The sequence below is a fragment of the Streptomyces sp. ITFR-16 genome, from assembly GCF_031844705.1.
Taxonomy (GTDB): domain Bacteria; phylum Actinomycetota; class Actinomycetes; order Streptomycetales; family Streptomycetaceae; genus Streptomyces.
Map to the genome: position 1 here is coordinate 910,637 of NZ_CP134609.1, position 23,369 is coordinate 934,005.

General features: G+C 70.2%; 23 protein-coding genes. 8 read left to right on the forward strand and 15 right to left on the reverse strand.

The genetic code is table 11. The features are described from left to right. The 5 genes from RLT58_RS04195 to RLT58_RS04215 all read right to left on the reverse strand — a co-directional run bounded on the left by RLT58_RS04195 (position 1) and on the right by RLT58_RS04215 (position 5,775). Positions 1-852 carry an MlaE family ABC transporter permease gene (locus tag RLT58_RS04195; RefSeq protein ID WP_311309021.1) on the reverse strand — a complete coding sequence of 284 codons (852 nt, stop codon included), beginning with the start codon at positions 850-852 and terminating at the stop codon, positions 1-3. Further along, positions 849-1,844: an ABC transporter ATP-binding protein gene (locus RLT58_RS04200; protein WP_311309022.1), complete on the reverse strand. Its 996-nt coding sequence runs from the start codon at positions 1,842-1,844 to the stop codon at positions 849-851. The genes RLT58_RS04195 and RLT58_RS04200 overlap by 4 nt, the downstream gene beginning before the upstream one ends. Before the next feature lie 661 nt (positions 1,845-2,505). After that, on the reverse strand, positions 2,506-3,456 hold the full coding sequence (locus RLT58_RS04205; protein WP_311309023.1) for a hypothetical protein: 951 nt from the start codon (positions 3,454-3,456) through the stop codon (positions 2,506-2,508). Between the two features lie 83 nt (positions 3,457-3,539). Continuing rightward, complete coding sequence (locus tag RLT58_RS04210) at positions 3,540-5,042, reverse strand: DUF6801 domain-containing protein (RefSeq protein ID WP_311309024.1); 1,503 nt, start codon at positions 5,040-5,042, stop codon at positions 3,540-3,542. A gap of 100 nt (positions 5,043-5,142) precedes the next feature. Beyond that, positions 5,143-5,775: a hypothetical protein gene (locus tag RLT58_RS04215; protein ID WP_311309025.1), complete on the reverse strand. Its 633-nt coding sequence runs from the start codon at positions 5,773-5,775 to the stop codon at positions 5,143-5,145. A 1,064-nt stretch (positions 5,776-6,839) separates the two neighbouring features. Between RLT58_RS04215 and RLT58_RS04220 the strand changes: the two genes are divergently transcribed. The 6 genes from RLT58_RS04220 (at position 6,840) to RLT58_RS04245 (ending at position 13,409) form a co-directional block, all read left to right on the forward strand. After that, on the forward strand, positions 6,840-8,054 hold the full coding sequence (locus tag RLT58_RS04220) for a PucR family transcriptional regulator (RefSeq protein ID WP_311309026.1): 1,215 nt from the start codon (positions 6,840-6,842) through the stop codon (positions 8,052-8,054). Positions 8,055-8,287: 233 nt separating this feature from the next. After that, positions 8,288-8,551, forward strand: a complete 264-nt coding sequence (locus RLT58_RS04225; protein ID WP_311309027.1) for a hypothetical protein — start codon at positions 8,288-8,290, stop codon at positions 8,549-8,551. A 117-nt stretch (positions 8,552-8,668) separates the two neighbouring features. Next, positions 8,669-9,142, forward strand: a complete 474-nt coding sequence (locus tag RLT58_RS04230) for an SCP2 sterol-binding domain-containing protein (RefSeq protein WP_311309028.1) — start codon at positions 8,669-8,671, stop codon at positions 9,140-9,142. Positions 9,143-9,146: 4 nt separating this feature from the next. Further along, the gene (locus tag RLT58_RS04235) at positions 9,147-10,361 is read left to right on the forward strand and encodes an acyl-CoA dehydrogenase family protein (protein WP_311309029.1); all 1,215 of its coding nucleotides are present in this window, start codon (positions 9,147-9,149) and stop codon (positions 10,359-10,361) included. A gap of 92 nt (positions 10,362-10,453) precedes the next feature. After that, positions 10,454-11,281, forward strand: coding sequence for an ATP-grasp domain-containing protein (locus RLT58_RS04240; protein ID WP_311309030.1), 828 nt, complete (start codon positions 10,454-10,456; stop codon positions 11,279-11,281). A 55-nt stretch (positions 11,282-11,336) separates the two neighbouring features. After that, positions 11,337-13,409 carry an MDR family MFS transporter gene (locus RLT58_RS04245; RefSeq protein ID WP_311309031.1) on the forward strand — a complete coding sequence of 691 codons (2,073 nt, stop codon included), beginning with the start codon at positions 11,337-11,339 and terminating at the stop codon, positions 13,407-13,409. A 4-nt stretch (positions 13,410-13,413) separates the two neighbouring features. Here RLT58_RS04245 and RLT58_RS04250 read toward each other — a convergent pair whose 3' ends face one another. From RLT58_RS04250 to RLT58_RS04265, 4 genes are read right to left on the reverse strand one after another with little or no spacing between them, the layout of a single operon-like run. Then, positions 13,414-13,869 (reverse strand): YchJ family protein, encoded by a 456-nt coding sequence (locus tag RLT58_RS04250; protein ID WP_311309032.1) that lies wholly within the window; start codon positions 13,867-13,869, stop codon positions 13,414-13,416. Between the two features lie 37 nt (positions 13,870-13,906). Further along, positions 13,907-14,713, reverse strand: coding sequence for an SAM-dependent methyltransferase (locus RLT58_RS04255; RefSeq protein WP_311309033.1), 807 nt, complete (start codon positions 14,711-14,713; stop codon positions 13,907-13,909). 58 nt (positions 14,714-14,771) lie between these two features. Beyond that, positions 14,772-15,008 carry a DUF397 domain-containing protein gene (locus RLT58_RS04260; RefSeq protein WP_311309034.1) on the reverse strand — a complete coding sequence of 79 codons (237 nt, stop codon included), beginning with the start codon at positions 15,006-15,008 and terminating at the stop codon, positions 14,772-14,774. After that, positions 15,008-15,868 carry a Sco1979 family transcriptional regulator gene (locus tag RLT58_RS04265; protein ID WP_311309035.1) on the reverse strand — a complete coding sequence of 287 codons (861 nt, stop codon included), beginning with the start codon at positions 15,866-15,868 and terminating at the stop codon, positions 15,008-15,010. Before RLT58_RS04265 ends, RLT58_RS04260 begins: the two co-directional genes overlap by 1 nt. Before the next feature lie 202 nt (positions 15,869-16,070). On the opposite strand from RLT58_RS04265, the gene RLT58_RS04270 reads away from it, so the two are divergent. Both RLT58_RS04270 and RLT58_RS04275 read left to right on the forward strand, forming a co-directional pair. Continuing rightward, complete coding sequence (locus RLT58_RS04270) at positions 16,071-16,529, forward strand: ATP-binding protein (protein ID WP_311309036.1); 459 nt, start codon at positions 16,071-16,073, stop codon at positions 16,527-16,529. Then, positions 16,523-16,960: a hypothetical protein gene (locus RLT58_RS04275; protein WP_311309037.1), complete on the forward strand. Its 438-nt coding sequence runs from the start codon at positions 16,523-16,525 to the stop codon at positions 16,958-16,960. Before RLT58_RS04270 ends, RLT58_RS04275 begins: the two co-directional genes overlap by 7 nt. A gap of 21 nt (positions 16,961-16,981) precedes the next feature. Here the strand turns inward: RLT58_RS04275 and RLT58_RS04280 are convergent, their stop codons facing one another. From RLT58_RS04280 to RLT58_RS04305, 6 genes are all read right to left on the reverse strand, one after another. Further along, positions 16,982-18,328: a 6-phospho-beta-glucosidase gene (locus RLT58_RS04280; protein ID WP_311309038.1), complete on the reverse strand. Its 1,347-nt coding sequence runs from the start codon at positions 18,326-18,328 to the stop codon at positions 16,982-16,984. An 81-nt stretch (positions 18,329-18,409) separates the two neighbouring features. After that, positions 18,410-19,969, reverse strand: a complete 1,560-nt coding sequence (locus tag RLT58_RS04285; RefSeq protein WP_311309039.1) for a cytochrome P450 — start codon at positions 19,967-19,969, stop codon at positions 18,410-18,412. Between the two features lie 93 nt (positions 19,970-20,062). Beyond that, the gene (locus RLT58_RS04290) at positions 20,063-20,677 is read right to left on the reverse strand and encodes a GTP-binding protein (RefSeq protein WP_148016886.1); all 615 of its coding nucleotides are present in this window, start codon (positions 20,675-20,677) and stop codon (positions 20,063-20,065) included. Then, positions 20,658-21,029, reverse strand: a complete 372-nt coding sequence (locus RLT58_RS04295) for a DUF742 domain-containing protein (RefSeq protein ID WP_311309040.1) — start codon at positions 21,027-21,029, stop codon at positions 20,658-20,660. The genes RLT58_RS04290 and RLT58_RS04295 overlap by 20 nt, the downstream gene beginning before the upstream one ends. Next, positions 21,026-21,433 carry a roadblock/LC7 domain-containing protein gene (locus RLT58_RS04300; RefSeq protein WP_024494673.1) on the reverse strand — a complete coding sequence of 136 codons (408 nt, stop codon included), beginning with the start codon at positions 21,431-21,433 and terminating at the stop codon, positions 21,026-21,028. The genes RLT58_RS04295 and RLT58_RS04300 overlap by 4 nt, the downstream gene beginning before the upstream one ends. Next, positions 21,430-23,037: a sensor histidine kinase gene (locus tag RLT58_RS04305; protein WP_311309041.1), complete on the reverse strand. Its 1,608-nt coding sequence runs from the start codon at positions 23,035-23,037 to the stop codon at positions 21,430-21,432. The genes RLT58_RS04300 and RLT58_RS04305 overlap by 4 nt, the downstream gene beginning before the upstream one ends. Positions 23,038-23,369: the final 332 nt, after the last annotated feature.

Genomic DNA, 23,369 nt, shown 5'->3' on the forward strand with positions numbered 1-23,369 from the left:
TCAGCTCCCCTTCGCGGGGACGATCTGGAGGTAGATCGCCGTGAGGACCATGTTCACGAAGAACAGCAGCATGAAGGTGATGACGACGGACTGGTTGACCGCGTCCCCCACACCCTTCGGTCCGCCGCGCGGGTTGAGGCCCCGGTAGGCGGCGACGATGCCGGCGATGAAGCCGAAGATCAGGGCCTTGATCTCGCTGACGTAGAGGTCGGGCAGCTGGGCCAGCGCGGAGAAGCTGGAGAGGTAGGCGCCCGGGGTGCCGTCCTGGAGGATCACGTTGAAGAAGTAGCCGCCGAGCGTGCCGACGACGGACACCAGGCCGTTCAGCAGGACGGCCACCAGCATGGTGGCCAGCACCCGGGGGACGACGAGGCGCTGTACGGGCGAGACGCCCATGACCTCCATCGCGTCGAGTTCCTCGCGGATCTTGCGCGAGCCGAGGTCGGCGCAGATGGCGGAGCCGGCCGCCCCGGAGACCAGCAGCGCCACGATGATCGGGCTGGCCTGCTGGATGACGGCGAGGACGCTGGCGCCGCCGGTGAACGACTGGGCGCCGAGCTGCTGGGTGAGCGAGCCGACCTGGAGGGCGATGACAGCGCCGAACGGGATGGAGACGAGGGCGGCGGGCAGGATGGTGACGCTGGCGACGAACCAGAACTGCTCGATCAGCTCGCGCACCTGGAAGGGCCGGCGGAAGGTCTCCCGGCACACGGTCCCGGCCAGCGCGAACAGCCGCCCGGTCTCGCGCAGCGGGGCCGTCAGCCTGCTGGGGCGCCGCTCCTGGGGGGCCTCGTCCTGCGGGACGCGGTCCACCGGCTGCTGAGGCGGCCGCACGGGCAGCGGGGCCGTCATGGGCGCCCACCGCCCACGGCCGGGCTGTAGCTGTTCAGGATGGCGGTACGGGCCGCCTCCGGCAGCTGCCCCATCATCGACATGACCCGCTCCCGGCGGCGCAGCGCGCCCTGACGCACCGGCAGGCCCGGCGAGGGCTCCAGCTGGGGGACGACGGTGCGCGGGGCGTTGGCCGAGCTGATGCCGCGGCCGTAGCCGTTCATCTCCTCGGCGGCGAGGGTGGCCGCGTCCTTCTCCTCGGACATCCCGATGGGCCCCTCGCAGCGGCCGGCGAGGAACTGGTTGACGACGGGCAGATCGCTGGTCAGCAGCACCTCGCGCGGGCCGAAGGTGACGAGGTTGCGGCAGAAGAGCATCCCCATGTTGTCCGGGACGGTGGAGGCGATGTCGAGGTTGTGGGTGACGATGAGCATCGTCGCGTCGATCTGGGCGTTCAGGTCGACGAGCAGTTGGGAGATGTAGGCGGTGCGGACCGGGTCGAGCCCGGAGTCGGGCTCGTCGCAGAGGATGATCTGCGGGTCCAGCACGAGCGCCCGGGCGAGTCCGGCGCGCTTGCGCATACCGCCGGATATCTCGCCGGGCAGCTTGTCCTCGGCGCCGAGCAGACCCACGACGTCGATCCGCTCCATGACGATGCGGCGGATCTCGGATTCCTTCTTGCGGGTGTGCTCGCGGAGCGGGAAGGCGATGTTGTCGAAAAGCGACATCGAGCCGAAGAGCGCGCCGTCCTGGAACATGAGGCCGAAGAGTTTGCGCGCCTCCATGATGTCCCTTTCGGAACCGTTCACCATGTCGACACCATTGACGAGAACGCGGCCGCGTTCAGGCTTCAGCAGGCCGATGATGGATTTCAGGAAGACGGTCTTCCCCGTTCCGGAGGGACCGAGCATGACGCTCACCTCGCCGGCGGGCAGGGTGAGGCTGACGTCCTGCCAGATGTTCTGCTTTCCGAAGGATTTCGTCAGGCCTTCCACGACTACTTCGATTCCCATCGGCCCTCCCTCGTCGTGTCGGTGAACGAAGACATCAGTCAGTACTCCGGCTCTGAGAAATCCAATGGCGGCTCGTCACACATGCACCAGGAGGCGCACGTTATGTCCGCCGAAACCGCCAGGACAAGCCGTTGAACAGCGGAAATCGACGAATCGATGGCTCGTGTCGGATCTCTTGTCACTGAGTGACAAACCCCTCGGGCGGGCTTGTCGGAATCTGCGCAAGCGACGCCGGCGTGCGGACCGGTGGTACGACTCCCCTCGCCAGGGTGCGGGTTCGGGGTCATTCCGATGGAAGGAATCCCGGTCGGAGGTGCGGTGACCGGGCCCTCATGCCTGTGGGACACGATGTCCGTCGCCCCCCAGTGCGGACGCTACGGCCCGGTAACCTGAGTTCGCAATACTGGTTCGCAAGATTTCTCGGCCGTTGTCCCCGGTCGCGAAATTCTTGTCCCGCAGTGAGTAAAGAGATACCGGAAACTATCCGGATGTGAGCCGTTTCGAGGCGGCCGGCCGCTGCGGCGCGGAAGCATTTCATCACCCCCGGACATGACGCGGCCCGCCCCGGTCAGGGATGACCTGACCGGGGCGGGCGCGAACGCGGGACGGCAGGGAGCACGCACGGAGTGACAAATACGCTCTGCCGTTCCGGAGGGGCCGGTTACTTCACCGCGGAATGCCAGTTGTCGGAGAGGACCTTTCCGGCGTTGGGGACGACGGCCCCCGGCGCGGTCAGACCGGCGGTGTACGTCGAGGCGTTGTTCAGCACCAGGTTGTTCTTCCCCGACCCCGCGGGCAGCCCGGTCTTGAGGTCGAGCACACCGTTGAGGATGCCCGCCAGCCCACAGCCGGTGGACTTGGGTACGGAGAAGGTGCTGTCACCCTGGGAGGCACCGGTCAGCGCGAACTGGATCAGCGAACCCTCCGGGTTCGTCGCCCCGTTGGGGTCGAACAGCGTCACACCGAGCTCCGGCTGGCTCAGGTTGCCCGGGTGCAGCAGGATCGGGTTGGAGGACGAGCCGAGGTAGCAGCCCGATCCGAGGAACGGGTTCTCCAGGTGGATCCTGATCGGCAGGGAGACGATCGGCCCGGAGCTGAGGCCCGCCACCAGGTCGAAGTCGCTCGGCGCACCCGCCGACTCGACCGTGGCCGTGACCTTGTTCAGTGTGCCGTTGGTGATCTGGTTGCAGATGTTCGTCACGAACGGGATGTTGCTCGGGCACATCAGCCCGAGCAGCCCGCCGGGGATGGTGGTCCGGTCACTGATGACGGAGCCGGCGGCCGGCGGTACGACGCTGTACGTGCCCTCGGCCGGGTGCTGGACGACACCGAACTGGAGATTGGTCGCCCCGGTCGTCGCCGTGGTGTTGCCGAGCTTGATCGTGCCGCTGGGGGAGGTCGAGGTCACGCACAGCGCGATCTCGGCGTCGCCGTCCGTGGCCAGCATGGCGGGGGCGTCCACCGGACACCGGTTGAACGGCGCCCAGTTGCCGTTGAGCTGAGGGGCCGCCGCTGCCGCACCCGCGGGCGAGGCGACCACCGGTACGACCAGTGCTGCGGTGGCCGCGGCCGCGAGAAGGCCGGTCAGCCGGCTCTTCGGGACAGGTCTCATTGTTCCCTCGATTCGTTTCGCGCATCAGTGGAATGCCGGGCTCGGTGCGATGGGTGGCCTGGTGTGGCGCGGGGCGAGCCGGTTCAGCGCTCCGCGACGGGTACGGAGACCGGCTGCCCGTCAGGGGTGCAGTACAGGGGGTCGGCGCTCACGGTCGCGCACGGTGCCCCCTGGGTCTGCTTGACGCGGCCGGACTCCCCGGAGATGGACGCCGTGAACAGGCTGTCGAGGTCCTCACCTGCGGTGCCGCACCCGCTGAACGGCGGGATGGTGACCGAGCCGGTCAGCACACCGCCGCCGACCAGGGTGTATCCGTCGACGACGCCGTCCGGCGTCCGGGTCATCCGCCCCTCCAGCGCGAGCTGGAACGGCTTGCTCGTGCGGCACGAGTCCCCGACGTCCATCGGTACGCCGTTGACCTCGACATCGCGCAGCCGCAGCATGAAGTCCATCGTGATGACCGTGATGTTCTTGCTGGAACTGTCCGAGAGGTCGATCGCGATGTCGGACTTGATGTTGGGGACGGGGATGCCGTCGGCGCCGATCTTCGGCGGTATCTGGGTCATCTCCATGACCGCCGTGGTCGGTACGAAGCCGAAGGTCAGGAAGGTTCCCGAGGCGGGTGGCAGCTCGGGTCTGCCGTGGTAGTCCAGCACGACCGCGGAGTCCTGGTAGATGTGGAGGAATCCGGGCTCGGAGAAGTCGGGACGGGTCTCCCCCTGGGTGATCTGCGCACAGGCCAGGGGGAACTTGGTCGCGCTCCTGAGCTTCGTCACGTCGGCGTAGCCGGTCACGTAGGCCACCATGTTCAGCCCGTCGTCCGGGTCACCCACACAGGGCGGTGCCGAGGCGGAGGCCGAGCGCTCCTTGCGCGCGCCGACCTTGGGCGCGGCGGGGTCCTTCGGTTTGGCCCGGCCGCTCTCGTCGTCACCGGGCCAGGTGGGCTCCGGCGTGGCCTCGGGCTCCTCACCCGTGATCAGCACCTTTCCCAGCGCGGTGGGCCGGTCGGCTCCGGGGGTGCAGGCGAGTGCCGTGGTGGCCGGTTCGACGGCGGTCCCGTCGGTCTTTCCGGGCGTGAGGGCACCGGCGAGCCCGACGGCCTCGAACGCGAGGTCACCGGCCGCCAGAGGCTTGACGAAGGGGACCTCGCCGGTCGATCTCAGGGTCAGCGGGCCCGAGGCGGGTAGCGGCACCGGGCTGCCGGTGGTGCCGATCCACTCGGTCTCCGCGCGGTGATCCTGCTGCCCGACCCGGATGGTGAGCCGGGTCTCGGCGCTCAGCGTGTCCGCGCCCGCCCCGGCCAGGTCCTTGACCAGTGCCTCCGGAAGGGTCACCTCCGTCACGACATCGGTGGGCGTGATCGTCTCACCGGCCTTGGCGGAGTCGGGGACCGTCGCGGTGACACCCACCTGGACCTGCTGCTCGCCCGATGCGAAGGCGCACGTGTAGACGAGGTCGGCATCGATCTCGTGATCCCCGGCCGTCGCCTGGGCGCCGGACAGCATCCCGCCCAGAAGCACCGCGGTGGCCACGACCGCGCCACGCGCCGTGGTTCGGCGCCGGACCCCCGGCGTGAGGATGCGCATCACTGACGATGTCTCCCTTCGGACGGACCGGACGGCGGCTCGCACGGCGGGAAACCCCCGCCGTGCGAGCCCGTTCCGGCCGGATCACGCAGTGGCCGGATCAGCTGTAGACGATGGTCGGCTTGGTGGTGCCGCCGGCCGGGGTGACCGCCGAGTAGGAGGCGGTGAACGTCGGGACGTCACCGACCTTGGCGATGCCGCTGCAGCCGCTGGCGCTGACCGTCGCGACGGACAGCTTGTAGGTGGCGTTGTTGGAGACCGCCAGCTTGCCGGTGGAGTTGGTGTAGGTCGCCGCGACCTTGCCCGTCACCGTGAAGGTGCAGGTGAGCACCTTGATGGTGGCCTGGACACCGTCGATGTAGCCGCTGGTGACCCCACCGCTGTAGGTGTTGGCCACCAGACGCCACGCCGGCGAGGTGTTGGTGGTCGGCGTCACCGTGCCGAACGGGCTGGTGCAGCCGCTGAACGTCAGCGGGGCGATCGTGCCCACCTGGACGTTCGTGGTGCCGCTGGCCGAGGTCAGCACACCGCTGGCGGCGGACCCCGAACAGGTCATCGGGATGCTGTTGAGGGTGAGCACCGCGCTGGTGGTGCTGGCCGAGAAGGTCTCGGGCGAGCTGGGACCGACGGTCCAGACAGCCGTCGCCCCGGCCGTTGCGGCGGGGGCGGCGAGAACGACGGCGGCGGCGGTGGCGCCGGTCGCGACTGCGAGCCTTCTGAGGGAGTTGCGCACAGTAGTTCCTCCGATTCGACAATGCGGATGCACTGTTGCGGGGACGCACCGGGAATCCTGCACCGAGGCAGGAAGTGCGGGATGAACCGTGTTGCGTGGGGGCCGTGCCCTGTTCAGCCACACACGTTCTGTGACAGGCCGTGACGTTACTTGCGGGAAACTTTCAGCACAATCCTGCCGGTCAAGATTCTCCGTAAGAGATTTTTTCCTCGTCCGCAGGTCACTAATTTGAGCGAACGGGTTAGCACTTACTGCGCAGTTTCCCGGCCATGGCCGGACGGTAGGCCCCGGCCGCCCGATCCGGCGCATACGGGTACGCCGCACCATTTCACGCTGTCCGGAGGCCTCGGATCGGCGCCGGTGGGGGCGGGTTGCCCTTCCCGCTTCGATCCGTCGGGCGTTCACGGCGGCCGAAGGGCGGCGGCACTTTTGTCAGTTGATGAGCGAGGCGCGAGGCGCTCCGCTCGGATATTGCGCGGACCCGCCCCCCGGGGGACACCGCCCGCACGGCATCGCGGAGTCCGCGACGACCCTCCACCCGGGGCGGAGCGATACGGGGTCCCCCTCTTCCTCCGGCCGGCCGGGCCGGACCCGGTGACGGACAGTGAGGTCCCGGTCTTCGGGGAAGACGCGGCGCGAATATCGGAATGAGCGCCTCCGATCTCTTTCGTCGCACACGGCCCGAAATACCAAGACATCGGAAACTCCCGAGCGCACAGCCGCACCGAACGGAATGGGACACCTCCCGGCTCCTTTCCGTGCGGGCGACGAATCGCGCCGAGCCCTCCCACCCGCCCATTACCCAGGGTTACTTCATTGTCCCGAGAAGAGTAAACGGCCGAAAAACATTGTCTTGAAGTGAGCATTCGCGTCCGACCTGCACGGAAGCGCCACAACGCGGCCGGGATGTGTGGCCCCTGCACTTCGACCTTGTTCAAGTGGTGTGCACGGTGCCTGACTTGGTCTATCTTCATCGCGGACTTGGTACGCACCTGTCGGTTTGTGGGAGCGCTTTCCCCCACTGCCTCACCCCCCACCGGGCGCCGGAGAGCAAGGGGACAGTCATGGCGCATCACATTCATCCGTCCGACGCCGGCGATCCGCTGGGGCCACTCCCCCAGGAGTTCGCCGCAATCATGCGGCCCGAACTTCCCAGCCTCATCAAGGAAATAGGCGTCGAGGTGACGCGGGCGTATCCGGAGTACGCCCGTCTGCTCGACGGGCCGAACGGGCAGGCGTTGCGGGTCGGCGTCGAGCAGAGCCTCTCCTCGTTCGTCGATCTGGTCGCGGAGCCCTCCACGTCCACCAGCCTGCGCGACGACATGTGCCGGCGCTTCGGCCGGTTCGAGGCCTACGAGGGCCGGAGCATGGAGGCACTGCAAGGGGCCTACCGTCTCGGCGCCCGGGTGGCGTTACGCAGGGCGAAGAAGGTCGGCCAGAGCTACAGCTTCTCCCCCGCGCTCATGCTCAGCTTCGCCGACGCCCTCTTCGCCTACGTCGACGAACTGGAGGCGCTGTCGCGGGAGGGCTTCCTGGAGGTCCAGTCCCAGTCGGGCGAGCAGAGCGAGGCCACGCGCCGCCGCCTGCTCCACCTCATCCTCGCCGGGCGGCCGGTCCCGCGCACCGCCATCGCCGAGCTCTGCGAACAGACCGGCTGGCCCCTGCCCGAGCAGGTCACCCTGGTCGCCGCCCGGGCCCCCGCCGGGCTCGACCGGGTCGACGCGGACCGCGACATGCTGGTCGACCTCAGCAGTCCGCAGCCGCACCTGCTCATACCGGGACCGCTGGACGAGGGCCGCAGACAGATGCTCGAACGGGCCCTGATCGGCACCCGTGCGGCGATCGGCCCCACCGTCCCGACGGCGCAGGCATCGGACTCCATCCGCTGGGCCCGCCGGGTGCTGGAACTCATCGACAGCGGGATCATCGACGACGCGCCGCTCGTGCTGTGCGAGAACCATCTGGTCACGCTCTGGCTGCTGTCCGACCCCGCGTTGCTCGACCAGCTCGCGCAGCGGGAGCTCGCCCCGATCGCGGGCATCAGCGCCACCCGGCGGGACCGGCTGATCGAGACCCTGCGCATCTGGCTCGACACCCGGGGCACAGCGGCGCACATGGGCGCCCTGCTCGATGTGCACCCGCAGACCGTCCGCTACCGCATGCGCAACCTGGAGACGATATTCGGCGAACAACTCATCGATCCGGAGAGCCGGTTCTCGACGGAGGCGGTACTGCGCGCGCTCCAGTTGCGCGCGCGCAGCGAGGACATCCCTCTCTGACCTCTCCGAGCAGGGCTCCGGCCGCGCGAGGCGACGGCCGGGGCGGGTACGTCACGACAGGTCAACTTACCTACGGGTAAGTGGAAATAGCCGGTCAGTCCCGAACGGTTGCCACACGGAGACGTTCTCAACGAGAAACCCGGAACTGCGTCCCGTACACATGGAGGAGTCGTCCGCCCACCCGGCGGCCGCAAGTCCGACCTCCTGGCCACCATTCGAGAGGGAACCCCCCGATGACCGCCTCGCACCTGCTCGTACCCGTACCGATCCCGGACCGCATCGCCGCGCTCATCGGGTCCTGCATCCCGCCGCACATCCTGGAGGCGGAGTTCGAGGCCGAGTGCGCCGCACGCGAGGTCCGCAGGTTCCGCGGGCCCCGGCTCGGAGTCGAGGACCAGGCCGACCGTGAGCAGGCCCTCTCGGAGCTGGCCCGCGCCAACAAGGTGCTCGCCGCCCATCACCCCCGGCTGGCGGTGCGCCCCGGCAGCTCCTGGTGACTCCACGCCACAGCACCGTCGCACCGTCGCTCCCGCAACGCCGCACCGGCCTTGCGCGGCCGGGACGCGACGCTTACCTTACTCAAAAGTAAGTTTACTCCAGAGTAAGGAACTGGCGTGGCCGACAACAGCAGCGGCAACCTGACCGGTGAACTGGCCGCACTCGACTTCGCGGCCGTCTCCCCGCCGGAGTTCGCGCGGATCGTGAAGGGCCTGTCCGGCCAGCAGCTCGGCGAGGTCATGCACGGCGAGCTGCGCACCCGCATCCTCGGCGAGGTCTTCGGCCGGATGCGGCAGCAGTTCCGCCCCGAGGCGGCGGGCGCGCTCACGGCCCTGATCCGCTGGAAGATCACCGGTGAGACCGACGAGGTCTACGAGACCTCCCTCGCGAACGGCACCTGCACCGTCAGCCGCGGCCGTTCCGAGGCCGAGCCGCGCACCACGCTGGTGATGGCGGACGCGGAGTTCCTCAAACTGGTGTCGGGCAACGGCAATCCCGTGACGATGTTCATGATGCGCAAGCTGAAGGTGGCCGGTGACGTCGGCCTGGCCTCGGGCCTCACCCGCTACTTCGACATACCGAAGGCCTGAGCCGATGAGTCACTTCTCCCTCGCGCTCACCGAGGAACAGCAGGATCTGCGCAACTGGGTGCACGGCTTCGCCGCCCAGGTGGTGCGCCCGGCGGCCGCCGAGTGGGACGCCCGCGAGGAGACGCCCTGGCCGGTGATCCAGGAGGCCGCCCGGATCGGACTGTACGGATTCGAGTCGCTGGCCGACATGTACGGCGATCCCTCGGGGCTCTCCCTCCAGATCGCCAACGAGGAGCTGTTCTGGGGCGACGCCGGCATCGGCATGGCGCTCTTCGGCACCTCGCTCGCCGTCGCCGGCATCTTCGCCTCCGGCACACCGGACCAGCTCGCCGAATGGGTCCCCCAGTGCTACGGCGACGCCGACGACCCGAAGGTGGCGGCGTTCTGCGTCTCCGAGCCGCAGGCCGGCTCCGACGTCTCCGCGATGACCACGAGGGCCCGCTACGACGGGGCCAGGGACGAGTGGGTCCTCTCCGGCCAGAAGGCGTGGATCACCAACGGCGGCATCGCCGGGATCCACGTGGTCGTCGCCTCCGTCGATCCGTCGCTGGGCGCACGCGGGCAGGCCGCGTTCATCGTGCCGCCCGCCACCGAGGGCCTGGCGGCGAGCCGCACCATCAAGAAGCTCGGGCTGCGCGCCTCGCACACGGCGGACGTCTTCCTCGACGACGTCCGGGTCCCCGGCCACTGCCTGCTCGGGGGCAGGGAGAAGCTGGATGCCCGCCTCGCCCGCGCCCGCGAGGGCACCAACGCCAAGGGCCAGGCGGCGATGGCCACCTTCGAGGTCAGCCGCCCCACCGTCGGCGCCCAGGCGCTGGGCATCGCCCGCGCCGCGTACGAGTACGCCCTGGAGTACGCCGGGGACCGCGAGGCGTTCGGCCGGCCCATCATCGAGAACCAGTCGATCGCCTTCGCGCTCGCCGACCTCCGTACGGAGATCGAGGCCGTACGGCTGCTGATCTGGCAGGCCGCCTGGATGGCCCGCAACGACCGCGTCTTCGACGCCGGCCAGGGCTCCATGTCCAAGCTGCGCGCGGGCGAGCTCGCGGTGTCCGCGACGGAGAAGGCCGTCCAGATCCTCGGCGGCGCCGGGTACAGCCGGGAGCATCCGGTCGAGCGGATGTACCGCGACGCCAAGATCTACACGATCTTCGAGGGGACCAGCGAGATCCAGCGCCTGGTCATCGCGCGCGCGATCTCGGGCCGTCACATCCGCTGAGCGTCGGCCGGGGACGGGGGCGGCGGCCGGGCGGCAGGACGGGTTGGCGAGGATGGGCGGGTCCGACCGCCGTCACACCCTGGGGAACCGCCATGCCCGCCGGCCCGCGCCCGTCCGTCCTCTTCGTCACCGACCTCGCCTACGAGGCGCGCGGCCGCCGCTACTGCGACGAGGACATCCGTCTGACCGCCCGGCTGCGCGAGGACTTCGACCTCGCACTGTGCCACCCGCGCGACGCCGCCGCGCTGCTGGACGGCTTCGACGCGGTCGTCGTCCGCAACAGCGGCCCGGTGCTCCACTACCAGGAGGCGTACGACGCCTTCCGCGCGCGGGCCGGTGAGCTGGGCACCAAGGTCTACAACCCGCTGACCGGCCGGGGAGACATGGCGGGCAAGCAGTATCTGGTCGACCTCAGCCGTGCCGGATATCCGGTGATACCCACCGTGGACCGGGCAGCCGACCTGCGACTGCTGCCGGCGGCCGACAGCTATGTGATCAAGCCCAAGCTCGGCGCGGACTCGGTCGGGCTGCGGTTCGTGACGACGCCCGACCCGGCGCCCGACGAGGACGGCACCCTCCTGATCCAGCCGCGGATCGACTTCCGCTACGAGGTGTCCTTCTACTTCGTCGACCAGGACTTCCAGTACGCGCTGCACGCCCCGCACCCGGACCGGCGCTGGGTGCTGGAGCCGTACGGGGCGAGCGCTGCGGACCTGGAGTTCGCCCGGTCGTTCATCGCCTGGAACACCCTGGACCACGGCATCCAGCGGGTCGACGCGTGCCGGACGGCGGACGGCGGACTGCTGCTCGTCGAGCTGGAGGACCTCAATCCGTATCTCTCGCTGGACCGGGTGGCGGAGCCCGTACAGGCGGCTTTCGCGGCCCGGATGAAGGCGTCGCTGCGGGATCTGCTGGGCTGACACGTCCGGCGGTCCCCGGCATGCGGGTGACAGGGCGCGGTGTGAGCGTGTAGACGTGACCACTGCCAGCGAGACCGCCCCCGCCGCGCAGAGTGCCGCCGCGCCGCCCCTGCTCGATCCCCGCCGCCGCAACATCGTCTTCGCCACGATCGTGCTGGGCATCCTGCTGGCCGCACTGGACCAGACGATCGTGGGCACCGCGCTGCCCACGATCGTCTCGGACCTCGGGGGCGCCGCCCATATGTCCTGGGTGGTCACCGCCTATCTGCTCGCGGAGACCGTGGCGACGGTCCTGGTCGGCAAGTTCGGCGACCTGTTCGGCCGGAAGATCGTCTTCCAGCTGTCGGCGGTCATCTTCATCACCGGTTCGTTCCTCTGCGGTCTCGCCACCAACATGACGCTGCTGATCGTGTGGCGCGGTCTGCAGGGCATCGGCGCCGGCGGTCTGATGGTCACCTCGATGGCGCTCATCGCCGATGTCATCCCGCTGCGCGACCGGGGCAAGTACCAGGGCGCCATCGGCGCGGTCTTCGGTGTCTCCACCGTCATCGGGCCGCTGCTCGGCGGGCTGTTCACCGACCATCTGACCTGGCGCTGGGCGTTCTACGTCAATGTGCCGATCGCGATCGTGGTGGTCATCGCGGCGGCCCGTACGATCCCGTCCGTCAAGGCCGCGGGGCGTCCGGTCATCGACTACCTGGGCATCGCGATGGTCACCGTCGGCGCGAGCGCCCTGATCCTGGCGACGAGCTGGGGCGGCAACCAGTACGCCTGGGGCTCCTCGGTCATCATCGGCCTGTTCGTCCTCGGTCTGGTGGCGCTCGCGGTCTTCTGCCTCGTCGAGTTCCGCGCGAAGGAACCGATGCTGCCGATGCGGCTGTTCGCCAACCCCGTCTTCACGGTCTGCTCGATCCTCAGCTTCATCGTGGGGTTCGCGATGCTCGGCGCGATGATCTTCCTGCCGACGTATCTCCAGTACGTGGACGGGGACTCCGCGACCCTCTCGGGGGTGCGGACGCTGCCGATGGTCGTGGGGCTGCTGGCCGCCTCGATCTTCAGCGGCAACGTGGTCAGCAAGACCGGGCGCTACCGGATCTTCCCCGTCGTGGGCTCGCTGGTCATGGCGGCCGGGCTGTATCTGCTCTCCCGGATGGGCCCGGACAGCGGGGTCTGGCTGGAATCGCTGTACATGCTGGTGCTCGGGCTGGGCATCGGCCTCTCGATGCAGGTGCTGACGATCGCGGTGCAGAACACGGTCGACTACGCGGACCTGGGCACGGCGACCTCGGGCGTGACGTTCTTCCGCACCCTCGGCAGCTCCTTCGGCACAGCGGTCTTCGGGACCATCTACGCCAACGCCCTCGGCCCCAATCTCCGGGACGGCATCGCGCAGGCGGCCCGCGCGGGCGGCGATCCGGCCGTGCTGGCGAAGGCCTCGCAGAGCCCGGAGGGACTGCACGCGCTGCCCGGAACCCAGTCCGCGCCCCTGGCCCAGGCGTATGCCGACACGCTGCACACGGTGTTCCTGTGGACCGTGCCGGTCGCCCTGCTCGGCTTCGTCGTGGCGCTGTTCCTCAAGCAGGTGAAGCTGCGGGACACCGTACGGGCCGGCTCGACGGACATGGGCGAGGGGTTCGCCTCACCGAGCGCCGGGGACTCCGCGAAGCTGCTCGAATTCTCCGTGGCCAAGATCCTGCGGCGGGTGGACCCGGACACGGCCCGGCGGATCGTGGCCGCTTCGGACACCCGGCTCGACATGGCGGGAGCCTGGGCGGTCATGCAGGTCGAGCTGTTCACCCGCATGGTCGGCCACGCGGGGCTCCGGCTGATCGCGGCCCGGCACCGGATCCCGCCGGAGGTCCTGGTGCCCGTCTTCGACCGGATGATCGAGGAGGGCTATCTCACGGGCGACGGCCATCTGTTCACGCACACCGCCGCGGGCAGCCGGGAGGCCGCGACCATCACGGAGGCGTGGGCCCGCTGGCTCGACGAGCAGCTGGGCGAGCGCGGCGAGCGCCCGGACGACGAGCGGCTGCGCGCCGCCGTCGATGTGATCGCCAAGCGGCTGCTGGCCGAGGACCTCACCCAGGAGCTGTCCCCCGCCGCCCCGGCGGGCGCCCCGGTGTGAGGGGTCAGTCGGTGAAGACGGCCGACTCGTAGACCCAGGCCCCTTCGTGGCGGACGAAGCGGCTCTTCTCGTGGAGCGAGCCGGGGGTGCCGTCGTCGAGGTAGTGCGCCCGGAAGGTGACGGTCCCGGTGGTGTGGAAGGCCGAGCCGTCCGTCGTCCCCAGGATCTCCAGCCCCTGCCAGCGCAGCCCCGGGTCGAGGTCGAGGACGTCCGGCCGGTGGTCCGGGTGCCAGGTGCGCAGCAGGTACGCGGCGTCCCGGACGACGAAGGCGGCGTACCGCGAACGCATCAGCGCCTCGCAGGTCGGCGCCGGGGCCCCGGCGTGCAGCCGCCCGCAGCACTCCGCGTACGGGGCGGGCCGCCCGCACGGGCACGGCGAGGCCGCGGTGACCTCGGGGGCGGGTACGGCACGGGGGCTCGTGGCGGAGGGGCGCCGGGGGCGTGAGCTGCGTCGGGACATGGGTCCATTGTGACCCGGGGCGCCGGCCGGGTGTGTCTCAGCCCTTGCGGGCCACGCCCGCGTAACCGGGGATCGGATCGTCGCCCGGGACGTCGATGACCTCACCGAGTTCGGGGTGCCAGTCGGCGGAGAGCGAGACACCTGGACCGACGAGGTCCAGGCCGTGGAAGAAGGCGGAGAACTCGGCGTGGCTGCGGGTGCGCAGCGTCATGCCGCGCGCCCGGTACAGGGCGGCCGCCTGCGCGGCGCCCTCCGGGTCGAAGTCGCCGGTGGTCTGCGAGAGGACGAGGTAGCTGCCGGGTGCCAGCTCGTCGACGAGGTGGTCCACCAGGGCGGCGCCGTCCTCGTCGTCGATGAAGTGCAACAGGGCGAGCAGCGACAGGGCGATCGGCCTGCTGAAGTCGAGGACCTTGCCGGCCGCCTCCAGGATCGCCTCGGGGCTGCGGGCGTCGGCCTGGATGTACTCAGTGGCGCCCTGCGGGGTGGAGCGCAGCAGGGCCGCCGCGTGGGCGAGGACGATGGGGTCGTTGTCGCAGTAGACGATGCGGGCGTCCGGCGCGGTCCGCTGGGCGATCTGGTGGAGGTTGGGTTCGGTCGGTATGCCGGTGCCGATGTCGAGGAACTGCCGGATGCCGCTCTCGGCCAGCCAGCGGGTGGCGCGGTGCATGAACGCCCGGTTGACCCGTGCCATGTCGCGCCCCCGCGCGTCCAGGGCCAGCAGTTGCCGGGCCATCTGCTCGTCGACCGGGTAGTTGTCCTTCCCGCCGAGGAACCAGTCGTACATCCGCGCGGGGTGCGGCTTGCTGGTGTCGATCTCGACGGCGGGGGGCTCGTGCCCGGTCATGGCGCGCTCCTTGGGTCCGTGGGTCGGCGAACAGGAAGGACAGGCCCGGTCGGCCGGATCAGGTCAGGAGGAAGTCCGCCTGGCCGGCCTTGGCGCCCTGGATGAAGGCGGCGATCTCGCGGTGGGTGTAGATGAGGGCCGGGCCGTCCGGGTCCGCGGACTGGCGCATGGCGATTCTTCCGTCGGCCAGCTTCATGGCCTCGACGCAGTTGCCGCCGTTGCCGCCGCTCCACGGCTTGTACCAGCCCTCGGAGCCGAGTTCGGTGGCCGGCATGCCGTTGTATATGGGTGTCATCACAGCTCCTTGCGGAAGTCCCGGAGGATTTCCTTCGTGCGTTGTGCAGTCGCGGCCTGGGCCGCCATGCGGTCCATGACCTCGAGGTAGGAGGCCACCTCCGGGCGCGCGTCGAAGTAGACGGCTCCGGTCAGATACTCGCTGTAGACCATGTCCGGGAGTTCGGGCACCGCGAACCGGAAGAGCACGAACGGCCCGTAGGTTCCCGGGTGATGGCCGGTGGCGAACTCCGCGATCTGCACGGTCACGTTGGGCAGCGCGGTGGCTTCGAGCAGCTTGTCGATCTGGGCGCGCATGATGTCGGGGCTGCCGACCGGGCGGCGCAGCACGGTCTCGTCCATCACGACCCACAGCTTCGGGGCGTCGGGACGGACGAGCAGGGACTGCCGCTGCATCCGCAGCGCCACATGGCGCTCGATGTCCTCGGGCCTGGTCTGCCCGACCGCACCGGTGCGCAGCACCGAGCGTGCGTAGTCCTCGGTCTGGAGCAGCCCGGGGATGAAGTGCGGTTCGTACATGCGCAGCAGGCCGGCCGAGCCCTCCAGGCTGACGTACATGCTGAACCAGTCGGGCAGCACGTCGTGGTAGCGCTGCCACCAGCCCGGCTTGTTGGCCTCCTCCGCGAGTTCGACGAAGGAGTCCGCCTCGTCCTCCGTGATCCCGTAGGCCTTCAGGAGAAGCTGCACATAGGGAATCTTGAGAGCGACCTCGGCGGTCTCCATCCTGCGTATCGTCGCCGGGGCGACCCGCAGCACCTTGGCAGCCTGGTCCCGGCTCAGGCCGACACGCTCCCGCAGATCCTGCAGGCGCTTGCCGAGAACGACCTGACCCACGGTCGGGGCGGACCGCGGTTCGCTCACTTCAGACCTCCCCATGCTGTTTCGAGCAGTGTGCCATGCGTATGCCGCCAAAGACACAGCCACTCTGGATTTTTCAGAGTGCCCCTTGCCAAGTGTTCGCGACAGGGGGAGAGTTGGTGTCAGAACCAGTTGACCTGTCATGCCCGCCCTCTTCCGGCAAGATCGCGATGCGTGACGCAGCCCCCACTGTGAGGATTCGGTCGTGGCACCTGGCAGTGCGCTCATCCCCCGGCTCATGGACCTCAGCCCCGGGACCGAAGCGCTCCGGTACTGCTTCGCGCTGCCCGCGCACCCCGAGTCGGTCGCCGGTGCCCGACGCCGTACCCGCTCCCGGCTGGACGAGTGGCGGCTGGACGGCGACGCCTGCGAAGCGGCGGTCCTCATCGTGTCCGAACTGGTCACCAACGCGGTGGTGCACACCGCCAGCACGCGGGTCGTGTGCGAACTGCGCTGCCTCGACGGCCGGCTGCGCATAGCCGTGCAGGACCAAGGACATCAGCCCGGCGGCCCGCGTCTGGGCCGCAGCGCCGACGACGAGCACGGACGCGGCCTGCTGCTCGTGGACGCGATGTGCAGCGCCTGGGGGTCCCGCGACGCCGGGGACCGCTCGGGCCGCATCGTCTGGGCGGAACTGCCGCACGGCTCGGAGCACACATGCTGAAGAACGCCATGTCCCATCTCCTCGGAACCCGCCGCTCCCGCGAGCCCGGACACCTCGCCGTGGGCCGGGTCCAGCTGCCCCTGCCGACGACCCTCTCGGCCACCCTGGGCTGCGACGCCGTGGGCGTGCCCGCGCGCTACGGCTTCCGGCTGATGTCGCACCTGCCGCGCACCGGCTGCGTCTTCGCCGACGCCGAGCGGTGGTGGTGGATCGTGCCCTCGGGTTCCGACCTCGACCTGGACTGGCCGGAGCAGGCCGCGTATGCGCGCGGTACCTGCGTCCCGGCGGTACGGCCCCGGCTGATCCACCAGCCCGACAGCCGTACCCCGTACACCCCGCCCATCCCGCTCTTCCTGATGGTCTGCCAGGTGACGGGCGTGGCCCCCTCCTGGGCCCCGGCGGGCGGCCGCCGGGTGGTCTCCGCGCCCTGACCGGACGACAGACGGCAGGCCCTAGGGCCTGTCCAGATAGGCGAGGCCCGGGTGGGCCTCGCGGTAGCCGTCGACCAGGCGGCGGGCGACGGAGACCGAGTCGACCAGCGGGTGCAGGGCGAACGCCCGCACCGCGTCGGCGGCCGAGCCGCTCTCCGCCGCATCGAGCACCGCGCGCTCGACGGCCTTCACCGAGGTGACCAGGCCGACCGCGTGGTACGGGAGCGGGTCGACGGCGACGGGAAGGGCGCCGTTCGCGTCCACGAGGCAGGGCACCTCGATGACCGCGTCCGCGTCGAGCACCGCAAGCGTGGTGCGGTTGCGGACGTTGAGGATCAGCGACGTCTGCTCGTCACGGGCGACGGCCCGCATGAGGGCCAGCGCCACCTGCTCGTAGCCGCCGGACTCCAGATCGCTCTCCTCGCGCTCCCCCGCACCGGCGACCTCACGGTTCTCGGACATGTAGGTCGCCTCGCGCTCGGCACGGGTGCGGTCCCAGGTGGCCATGGCGGGCGTGGCGGGGTCCTTCATCCGGCCGTAGAAGCCCTCCTGCTGCTCGCGGAGGAAGGCGCCGCGGGTCTGCTCGGCGTCCTGGTAGGCGCGGACCGCCTCGCGGTTGAAGTAGTAGTAGTGCAGGTACTCGTTGGGGATCGCGCCCAGGGAGCGCAGCCAGTCGGCGCCGAAGAGCCGGCCCTCCTCGAAGGAGCCGAGCAGCTCGGGGTCGGCGAGCAGGCGCGGGAGTTCGTTCCGGCCCTCGACGTACAGCCCGCGCACCCAGCCGAGGTGGTTGAGGCCGACGTAGTCGATCCGGGCCCGGCCGGGGTCGGCGCCGAGCACCCGGGCGATCCGGCGGCCGAGGCCCACCGGCGAGTCGCAGATGCCGATGACGCGGTCGCCGAGGTGCCGGGACATGGCCTCGGTGACCAGGCCGGCCGGGTTGGTGAAGTTGATGACCCAGGCGTGCGGGGCGAGCCGGGCGATGCGCCGGGCCAGGCCGACGGCGACGGGCACGGTGCGCAGCCCGTAGGCGATGCCGCCCGCGCCGACGGTCTCCTGGCCGAGGACGCCCTCGTCGAGCGCGACCCGCTCGTCCGCCGCGCGGCCCGCGAGGCCACCGACACGGATCGCGGAGAAGACGAAGTCGGCGCCGCGCAGCGCCTCGTCCAGGTCGGTGGTGGCGACTACGGCGGGCGCGTCCGGGACGCCCTCGGCCTGCTCGGCGAGCACCCTGGCGACGGCGGTGAGCCGGCCGGCGTCCGTGTCGTAGAGGGTGACGGCCGAGACCCGGCCCTCGGCGTGGTCGGCGAGCAGCGCCCCGTACACCAGAGGTACCCGGAATCCGCCGCCGCCCAGAATTGTCAGCTTCACGCTTCCGCATGGTACGTGGGGTGCGGGCGCGGCGCGGTGACGCGGCGGGCCGGTGAGGCCCGTCGCGTCACCGGCCGGTGGTCAGTAGCCGTTCCACCAGCGGGTCACCACGCGCCACAGCCGGGCGGGGGCTGCGGGCCTGCGCTGCTGCGGGATCATCCCGGACCGGGCGTCGGCGGAGCCGTCGGCGGTGGCGGTGGCCCCCGCCGGGACCGCGCCGACCGGGGCCCGGCCCAAGTCCTGGGGCGCCGTGGTGCGGACCGGGGTGGGCGCCGTGTGCCGTACGGCGGACTGCACCTCCCAGTCCTGGCGGGCCTGGTTCGGCTTGCCCATGGACGGGGGTTCCCGGTCGTCCTGCGGGGAGCGCGGGGCGAACTCGGCGGGGAGCTCCACCAGATGGCGGCCCATGATGTTGCCGACCCAGCGCAGTTCGCCCTCGTCGACGGCGAGTTCGAGGTCGGGCAGGCGCATCAGCAGGGCGTCGACGCCGACGTCGGCGATGGCGCGTCCGATGTCCTGGCCCGGGCACTCGTGGGGCCCGCCGCTGAACGCGAGGTGGGCGCGGTTGCCCTCCATGTCGGCGTTGAGGTCGGGCCGCACCACCGGGTCGGTGTTGGCCGGGGCGATGCCGACGATCAGCGCGTCACCGGCCTTGATGCGCTGGCCGCCCAGCTCCGTGTCGCCGACTGCCCAGCGGCCGAAGACGGCGGTGAACGGCGGCTCGTCCCACAGGGTCTGCTCGACCGCCTCGGGGACGGTCATGTGCCCGCCGCTGAGCCGGGCCCGGAAGCGCGGGTCGGTGAGCACCATGCGGAGCACATTGGCGATCAGGTTGGCGGTCGACTCGTAGGAGGCGATCAGGATGAGCCGCAGATGCTCGGCCACCTCCTGGTCGTTCATGTCGGCGGGGTGCTCGACGAGCCAGGTGGCGAAGTCGTCCGCAGGTTCGCGGCGGCGCCGTTCGACGAGGCGGCTCAGCGCGGCGAGCACATAGGCATTGCTCTCGACGGCCGTCGCGGTGCCCCGGGTCATGTCGCGGGCGGCCTGCACCATCCGGTCGTTGTACTCCTCGGGCATGCCGAGGATCGCGCACATCACCATCATGGGCAGCCGCTCGGCGAACTCGCTGACCAGGTCGGTGCGGCCCTGCTGGCAGAAGTCGTTGACCAGCCGGTTGCTGTAGCGGTTGACGTGACGCCGTACGCCGCGGGTGTCGATCCGGTTCATGGAGTCGGTGACGGCGCCGCGCTGGCGTTCATGGGTGGCCCCGTCGGCGAACACGCAGATCGGCTGCCAGGTGAAGATCGGGGCCAGTGGGTGGTCCGGGGCGACGGAGCCGTCCTGGAGGGCACGCCAGCGCCGCGAGTCGCGGGAGAACTGCGAGGGCGTACGGGTCATTTGCAGGTTCTCGCTGTGCCCGAGGACCAGCCAGGCGGGCACGTCGCCGTGCAGCAGCACGGGCGCCACCGTGCCGTGCTCGGCGCGCAGTTTCTCGTACAGGCCGTGCGGGTCCTGCTCGGCCTCGGGGCCGTAGAACCGTCGCAGGCCGCCGGGGCCGATGCCGAGGCCGTGGGCCGGGCACTCGGGGGGCGGGAGCGGTCCGGTGGCCTCGCCGGGCTCATAGTGGAATGGGGTTGTCACGATCGCTCCAGGGATCAGGCTGCCAAGGGCCGGACGAATGGGGGTACGCGATGGGGGCGCGCGAAAGCGGGTGCGGGCGACGCGTGCGGGAGGTCAGCCGAGCGGCAGGGCCAGGCTGTGCAGATAGCGCATCAGGGTCATCAGCACATCGCGGCTGGAGGCGCGCAGCCGGGCGTCGCAGTCGATCATCGGGACCTCGTCGGGCAGGTCCAGGGCGCTGCGCAGCGCCTCGACGGGGTGCTTGGGCGCGTCGGGGAAGGTGTTGACGGCGACGACGAACGGCACGCCGCGCTCCTCCAGTCGCCCGATGACGTCGAAGCTGACTTCGAGCCGGCGGGTGTCGATGAGGACGACGGCGCCGAGCGCGCCCTCGAACAGGCCGTTCCACAGGAACCAGAAGCGTTCCTGGCCCGGGGTGCCGAAGAGGTAGAGGATCAGCTCCTCGCTGATGCTGATCCGGCCGAAGTCCATGGCGACGGTGGTGGCGGTCTTGCTCTCCACCCCGAAGTTGTCGTCCACGCCGACGCCGGCCTGCGTCATGGTCTCTTCGGTGGTCAGCGGCCGGATCTCGCTGACCGAGCCGACCATGGTCGTCTTGCCGACCCCGAACCCTCCGACGATCACGACCTTCACCGCGGCGGTGGCCGTGGTGGGAAGGACGTCCTCGCTCCGGGGGCCCGTGATCGTGTCAGAGTTTCTGAAGTCCATGCATCACCGCTTCGAGGAGGGACCTGTCCGGGAGGGTTGCGCGGACGATCGGCGCGCGCGATTCGATCAGTTCGGTCGCGAGGAGTTCGGTGAGAAGCGAGGTCACCACGCTGAACGGCAGGCTGAGGTAGGCGGAGATCTCCGCGACGGACAACGGGGCCTGGCAGAGCCGCAGGATCACGGCCTGCTCGGGCTGGACCGTCGGTGACGGCTCCGACTTCGAGACCACCATGGTGACCAGGTCGAGTGCTGCCCGTTCGCTGCCGTCGGGATCGCCGGTGATGACGTACAGCCGTTCCGGGTCGCTCAGCGCCGGATCGGCCTTGCGGCGTTCTCGCCGGGAAGAACTCATCCGGCCTGCCCGTCGTGGCGGGGCGGGCTCGTCAGATGGGCGCCGATCCGTACGACCATGTCGCGCATCCGCGATCCGACGAGTCCGGCGTCCACCGTCTCCCCGGCGAGCACCGCGAGGTACGCGCCGGCGCCTGCCGCCATCAGATAGAAGAAGCCGCCGGTGACCTCGATGACGACGAGCCTCATCCGGCCGTCGCTGTACGGGATCTCGGAGGCGACGGCGGCCGCCAGGCTCTGCAGTCCGGCGCAGGCCGCGGCGAGCCGGTCGGCGACGTCGGGGTCCCCGCCGTGCCGGGCGATGCGCAGACCGTCGGCGGAGAGCACGACGATCTGGTGGATGTCGGGGACGTCGTCGGCGAGCTCTTTGAGCATCCAGTCCATGTTGCCCCGCTGCTGGATCACTTCAGGTCTCCCTTGTCCCACGCATCGTCAGAGTCTTCGTCCGCCCTGGGCTCCTGCGGGACGCCGTTGGCGGCCTTGGTGAACGCCTCCAGCCAGATCCCCGGAGGCGGTTCCTTGCCGTTGTCGTGACTGGCGCCCCGGCCGTTGGTCCGGCCCGCGGTGGGGTCGGCGGACTGGGCGGGAAGGTTGTGCGATCCCAGCGGCGCGCGGCCCCGGCTGCGGCGCTGCGGGAGTCCGCCGGCGGTCCACTCGGTCACCACGGGGACGTCGTCCTCCATGGCGACGGCCGGGGTGGCCGGGCGGGTGGCGGGGGGTGCCACGGGTCCGGTGGCCGGGCGGGTGGCGACGGGGCTCGGCTTGCGGCGGTTGCTGCGGGCCGGGACGACGTGCTTCATGTCCGCGAGGTCGATGTCGCTGGTGGGGCGCGAGGTGGCGCCGATGCCGTGGGCGATGCCGGGCGCCGGGCCGGTGGTGATCATGGCGCGGGGCACGATGAGGACCGCGCGCACCCCGCCGTACGCGGACTGCCGCAGCGAGACCTGGAGGTCGTACATCCGCGAGAGCCGGCCGACGACGGCCATGCCCAGGCGCGGGGACTCGCCGAGATCGTTCATGCTGGATCCGGCCTGGGCCCTGGCGAGCATGTTCTCGGCCCGTGCGCGGGCCTCCTCGCTGAGGCTGACGCCGCCGTCCTCGATCTCGATGGCGATGCCGGTCTGCACCTCGACGGCGGTGACATGGACGCGGGTCTGCGGCGGCGAGTAGCGCGTGGCGTTGTCGAGGAGTTCGGCGCAGGCGTGGATGAGCGGCTCGACCGCGGTGCCGATGATGGCGACCTTGGCGATGGAGTGCAGATCGACGCGCGGGTACTCCAGGATGCGCGACATGGCGCCGCGCAGCACGCTGAACAGCGGGACGGGCTTGGGCCACTGGCGGCTGGGGCGCGCGCCGCCGAGGACCGCGATGGAGTCGGCGAGCCGGCCGATCAGCGCGGTGCCGTGGTCGATGCGGAGCAGGTCGTCGAAGACGTCGGGGTTGCGCCCGTGGTGCTCCTCCATCTCCCGCAGTTCACTGGCCTGCCGGTGGACGATCGCCTGGACGCGGCGGGCGACGTTGACGAAGGCGCGCTGCGCGGAGTCACGCGTCGCCTCCTCGTTGTCGATGATGTCCAGCACGGTGTAGACGAGGGCGCGCTGGGCGTCGGGGAGGTGGCGGTAGACCTCGTCGGAGTCCACCACGTCGCGGAGCACCTCGTCGGGCGAGTTGCCCACGCGCAGCCGGTGGATCGCGGCCGGCAGCAGCTCCTTGCTGATCCGTACGGTCTCTTCGTCGTGATGGGCGATGCGCCGCTCCAGCGCGGCGCAGCGCTGTTCGTACTCGGCGCTCCGGCGGCGGAGCGTCCGTCCCCGGCGGGCGAGTTCGACGGCGAGCACGGCGACCACGACGGTGGCGAACACGCCGCACCAGACGACTGGTATCCGCGCGGACTCGGCGACCACCGCGGCGGCGGCGGCAGTTGCGCCCGCCATCGCGACGACGGGAAGCAACAGCGCGCGGGCGACGGGGGTTTCCCGGTCGGTCGGCGGTGATTCAACACGAACCATCTAAAACCTCTGGCGGTTGATTCGGGCGGTATTCCGTAGATACAGCGCTTGCAGGGCAGTTGGGAACAAGCGCTCGAATTCGTCTCAACTCGACTGCACTGCGCGTGAGCTTAGTCAGATCGAAACAGTGCTTCCGCATATTCACCCAACCCCCTGCGCGAGCACTCCCGCGGTAATACACTCACCAGTTTTTGCACGCACCGCCTTCACGCGTACGCGGGGAGTAACGGGAGGGACGAACGGGGCGGAATCACCTGCCGCCGTTCCTGCAAGGGGGACAATCAGGGATCCGAAATACCGTGAACCGGCTTATTCTGTACAGGATTTGAAGG

Coding starts and splice junctions, on each gene's coding strand:
- RLT58_RS04255 (WP_311309033.1), bottom strand. CDS start 14,713: ATGACCGGGCACGAGCCCCCCGCCGTCGAGATCGACACCAGCAAGCCG.
- RLT58_RS04290 (WP_148016886.1), bottom strand. CDS start 20,677: ATGGACTTCAGAAACTCTGACACGATCACGGGCCCCCGGAGCGAGGAC.
- RLT58_RS04205 (WP_311309023.1), bottom strand. CDS start 3,456: ATGAGACCTGTCCCGAAGAGCCGGCTGACCGGCCTTCTCGCGGCCGCG.
- RLT58_RS04260 (WP_311309034.1), bottom strand. CDS start 15,008: ATGACACCCATATACAACGGCATGCCGGCCACCGAACTCGGCTCCGAG.
- RLT58_RS04210 (WP_311309024.1), bottom strand. CDS start 5,042: ATGCGCATCCTCACGCCGGGGGTCCGGCGCCGAACCACGGCGCGTGGC.
- RLT58_RS04305 (WP_311309041.1), bottom strand. CDS start 23,037: ATGGTTCGTGTTGAATCACCGCCGACCGACCGGGAAACCCCCGTCGCC.
- RLT58_RS04295 (WP_311309040.1), bottom strand. CDS start 21,029: ATGAGTTCTTCCCGGCGAGAACGCCGCAAGGCCGATCCGGCGCTGAGC.
- RLT58_RS04225 (WP_311309027.1), top strand. CDS start 8,288: ATGACCGCCTCGCACCTGCTCGTACCCGTACCGATCCCGGACCGCATC.
- RLT58_RS04235 (WP_311309029.1), top strand. CDS start 9,147: ATGAGTCACTTCTCCCTCGCGCTCACCGAGGAACAGCAGGATCTGCGC.
- RLT58_RS04250 (WP_311309032.1), bottom strand. CDS start 13,869: ATGTCCCGACGCAGCTCACGCCCCCGGCGCCCCTCCGCCACGAGCCCC.
- RLT58_RS04200 (WP_311309022.1), bottom strand. CDS start 1,844: ATGGGAATCGAAGTAGTCGTGGAAGGCCTGACGAAATCCTTCGGAAAG.
- RLT58_RS04240 (WP_311309030.1), top strand. CDS start 10,454: ATGCCCGCCGGCCCGCGCCCGTCCGTCCTCTTCGTCACCGACCTCGCC.
- RLT58_RS04195 (WP_311309021.1), bottom strand. CDS start 852: ATGACGGCCCCGCTGCCCGTGCGGCCGCCTCAGCAGCCGGTGGACCGC.
- RLT58_RS04275 (WP_311309037.1), top strand. CDS start 16,523: ATGCTGAAGAACGCCATGTCCCATCTCCTCGGAACCCGCCGCTCCCGC.
- RLT58_RS04220 (WP_311309026.1), top strand. CDS start 6,840: ATGGCGCATCACATTCATCCGTCCGACGCCGGCGATCCGCTGGGGCCA.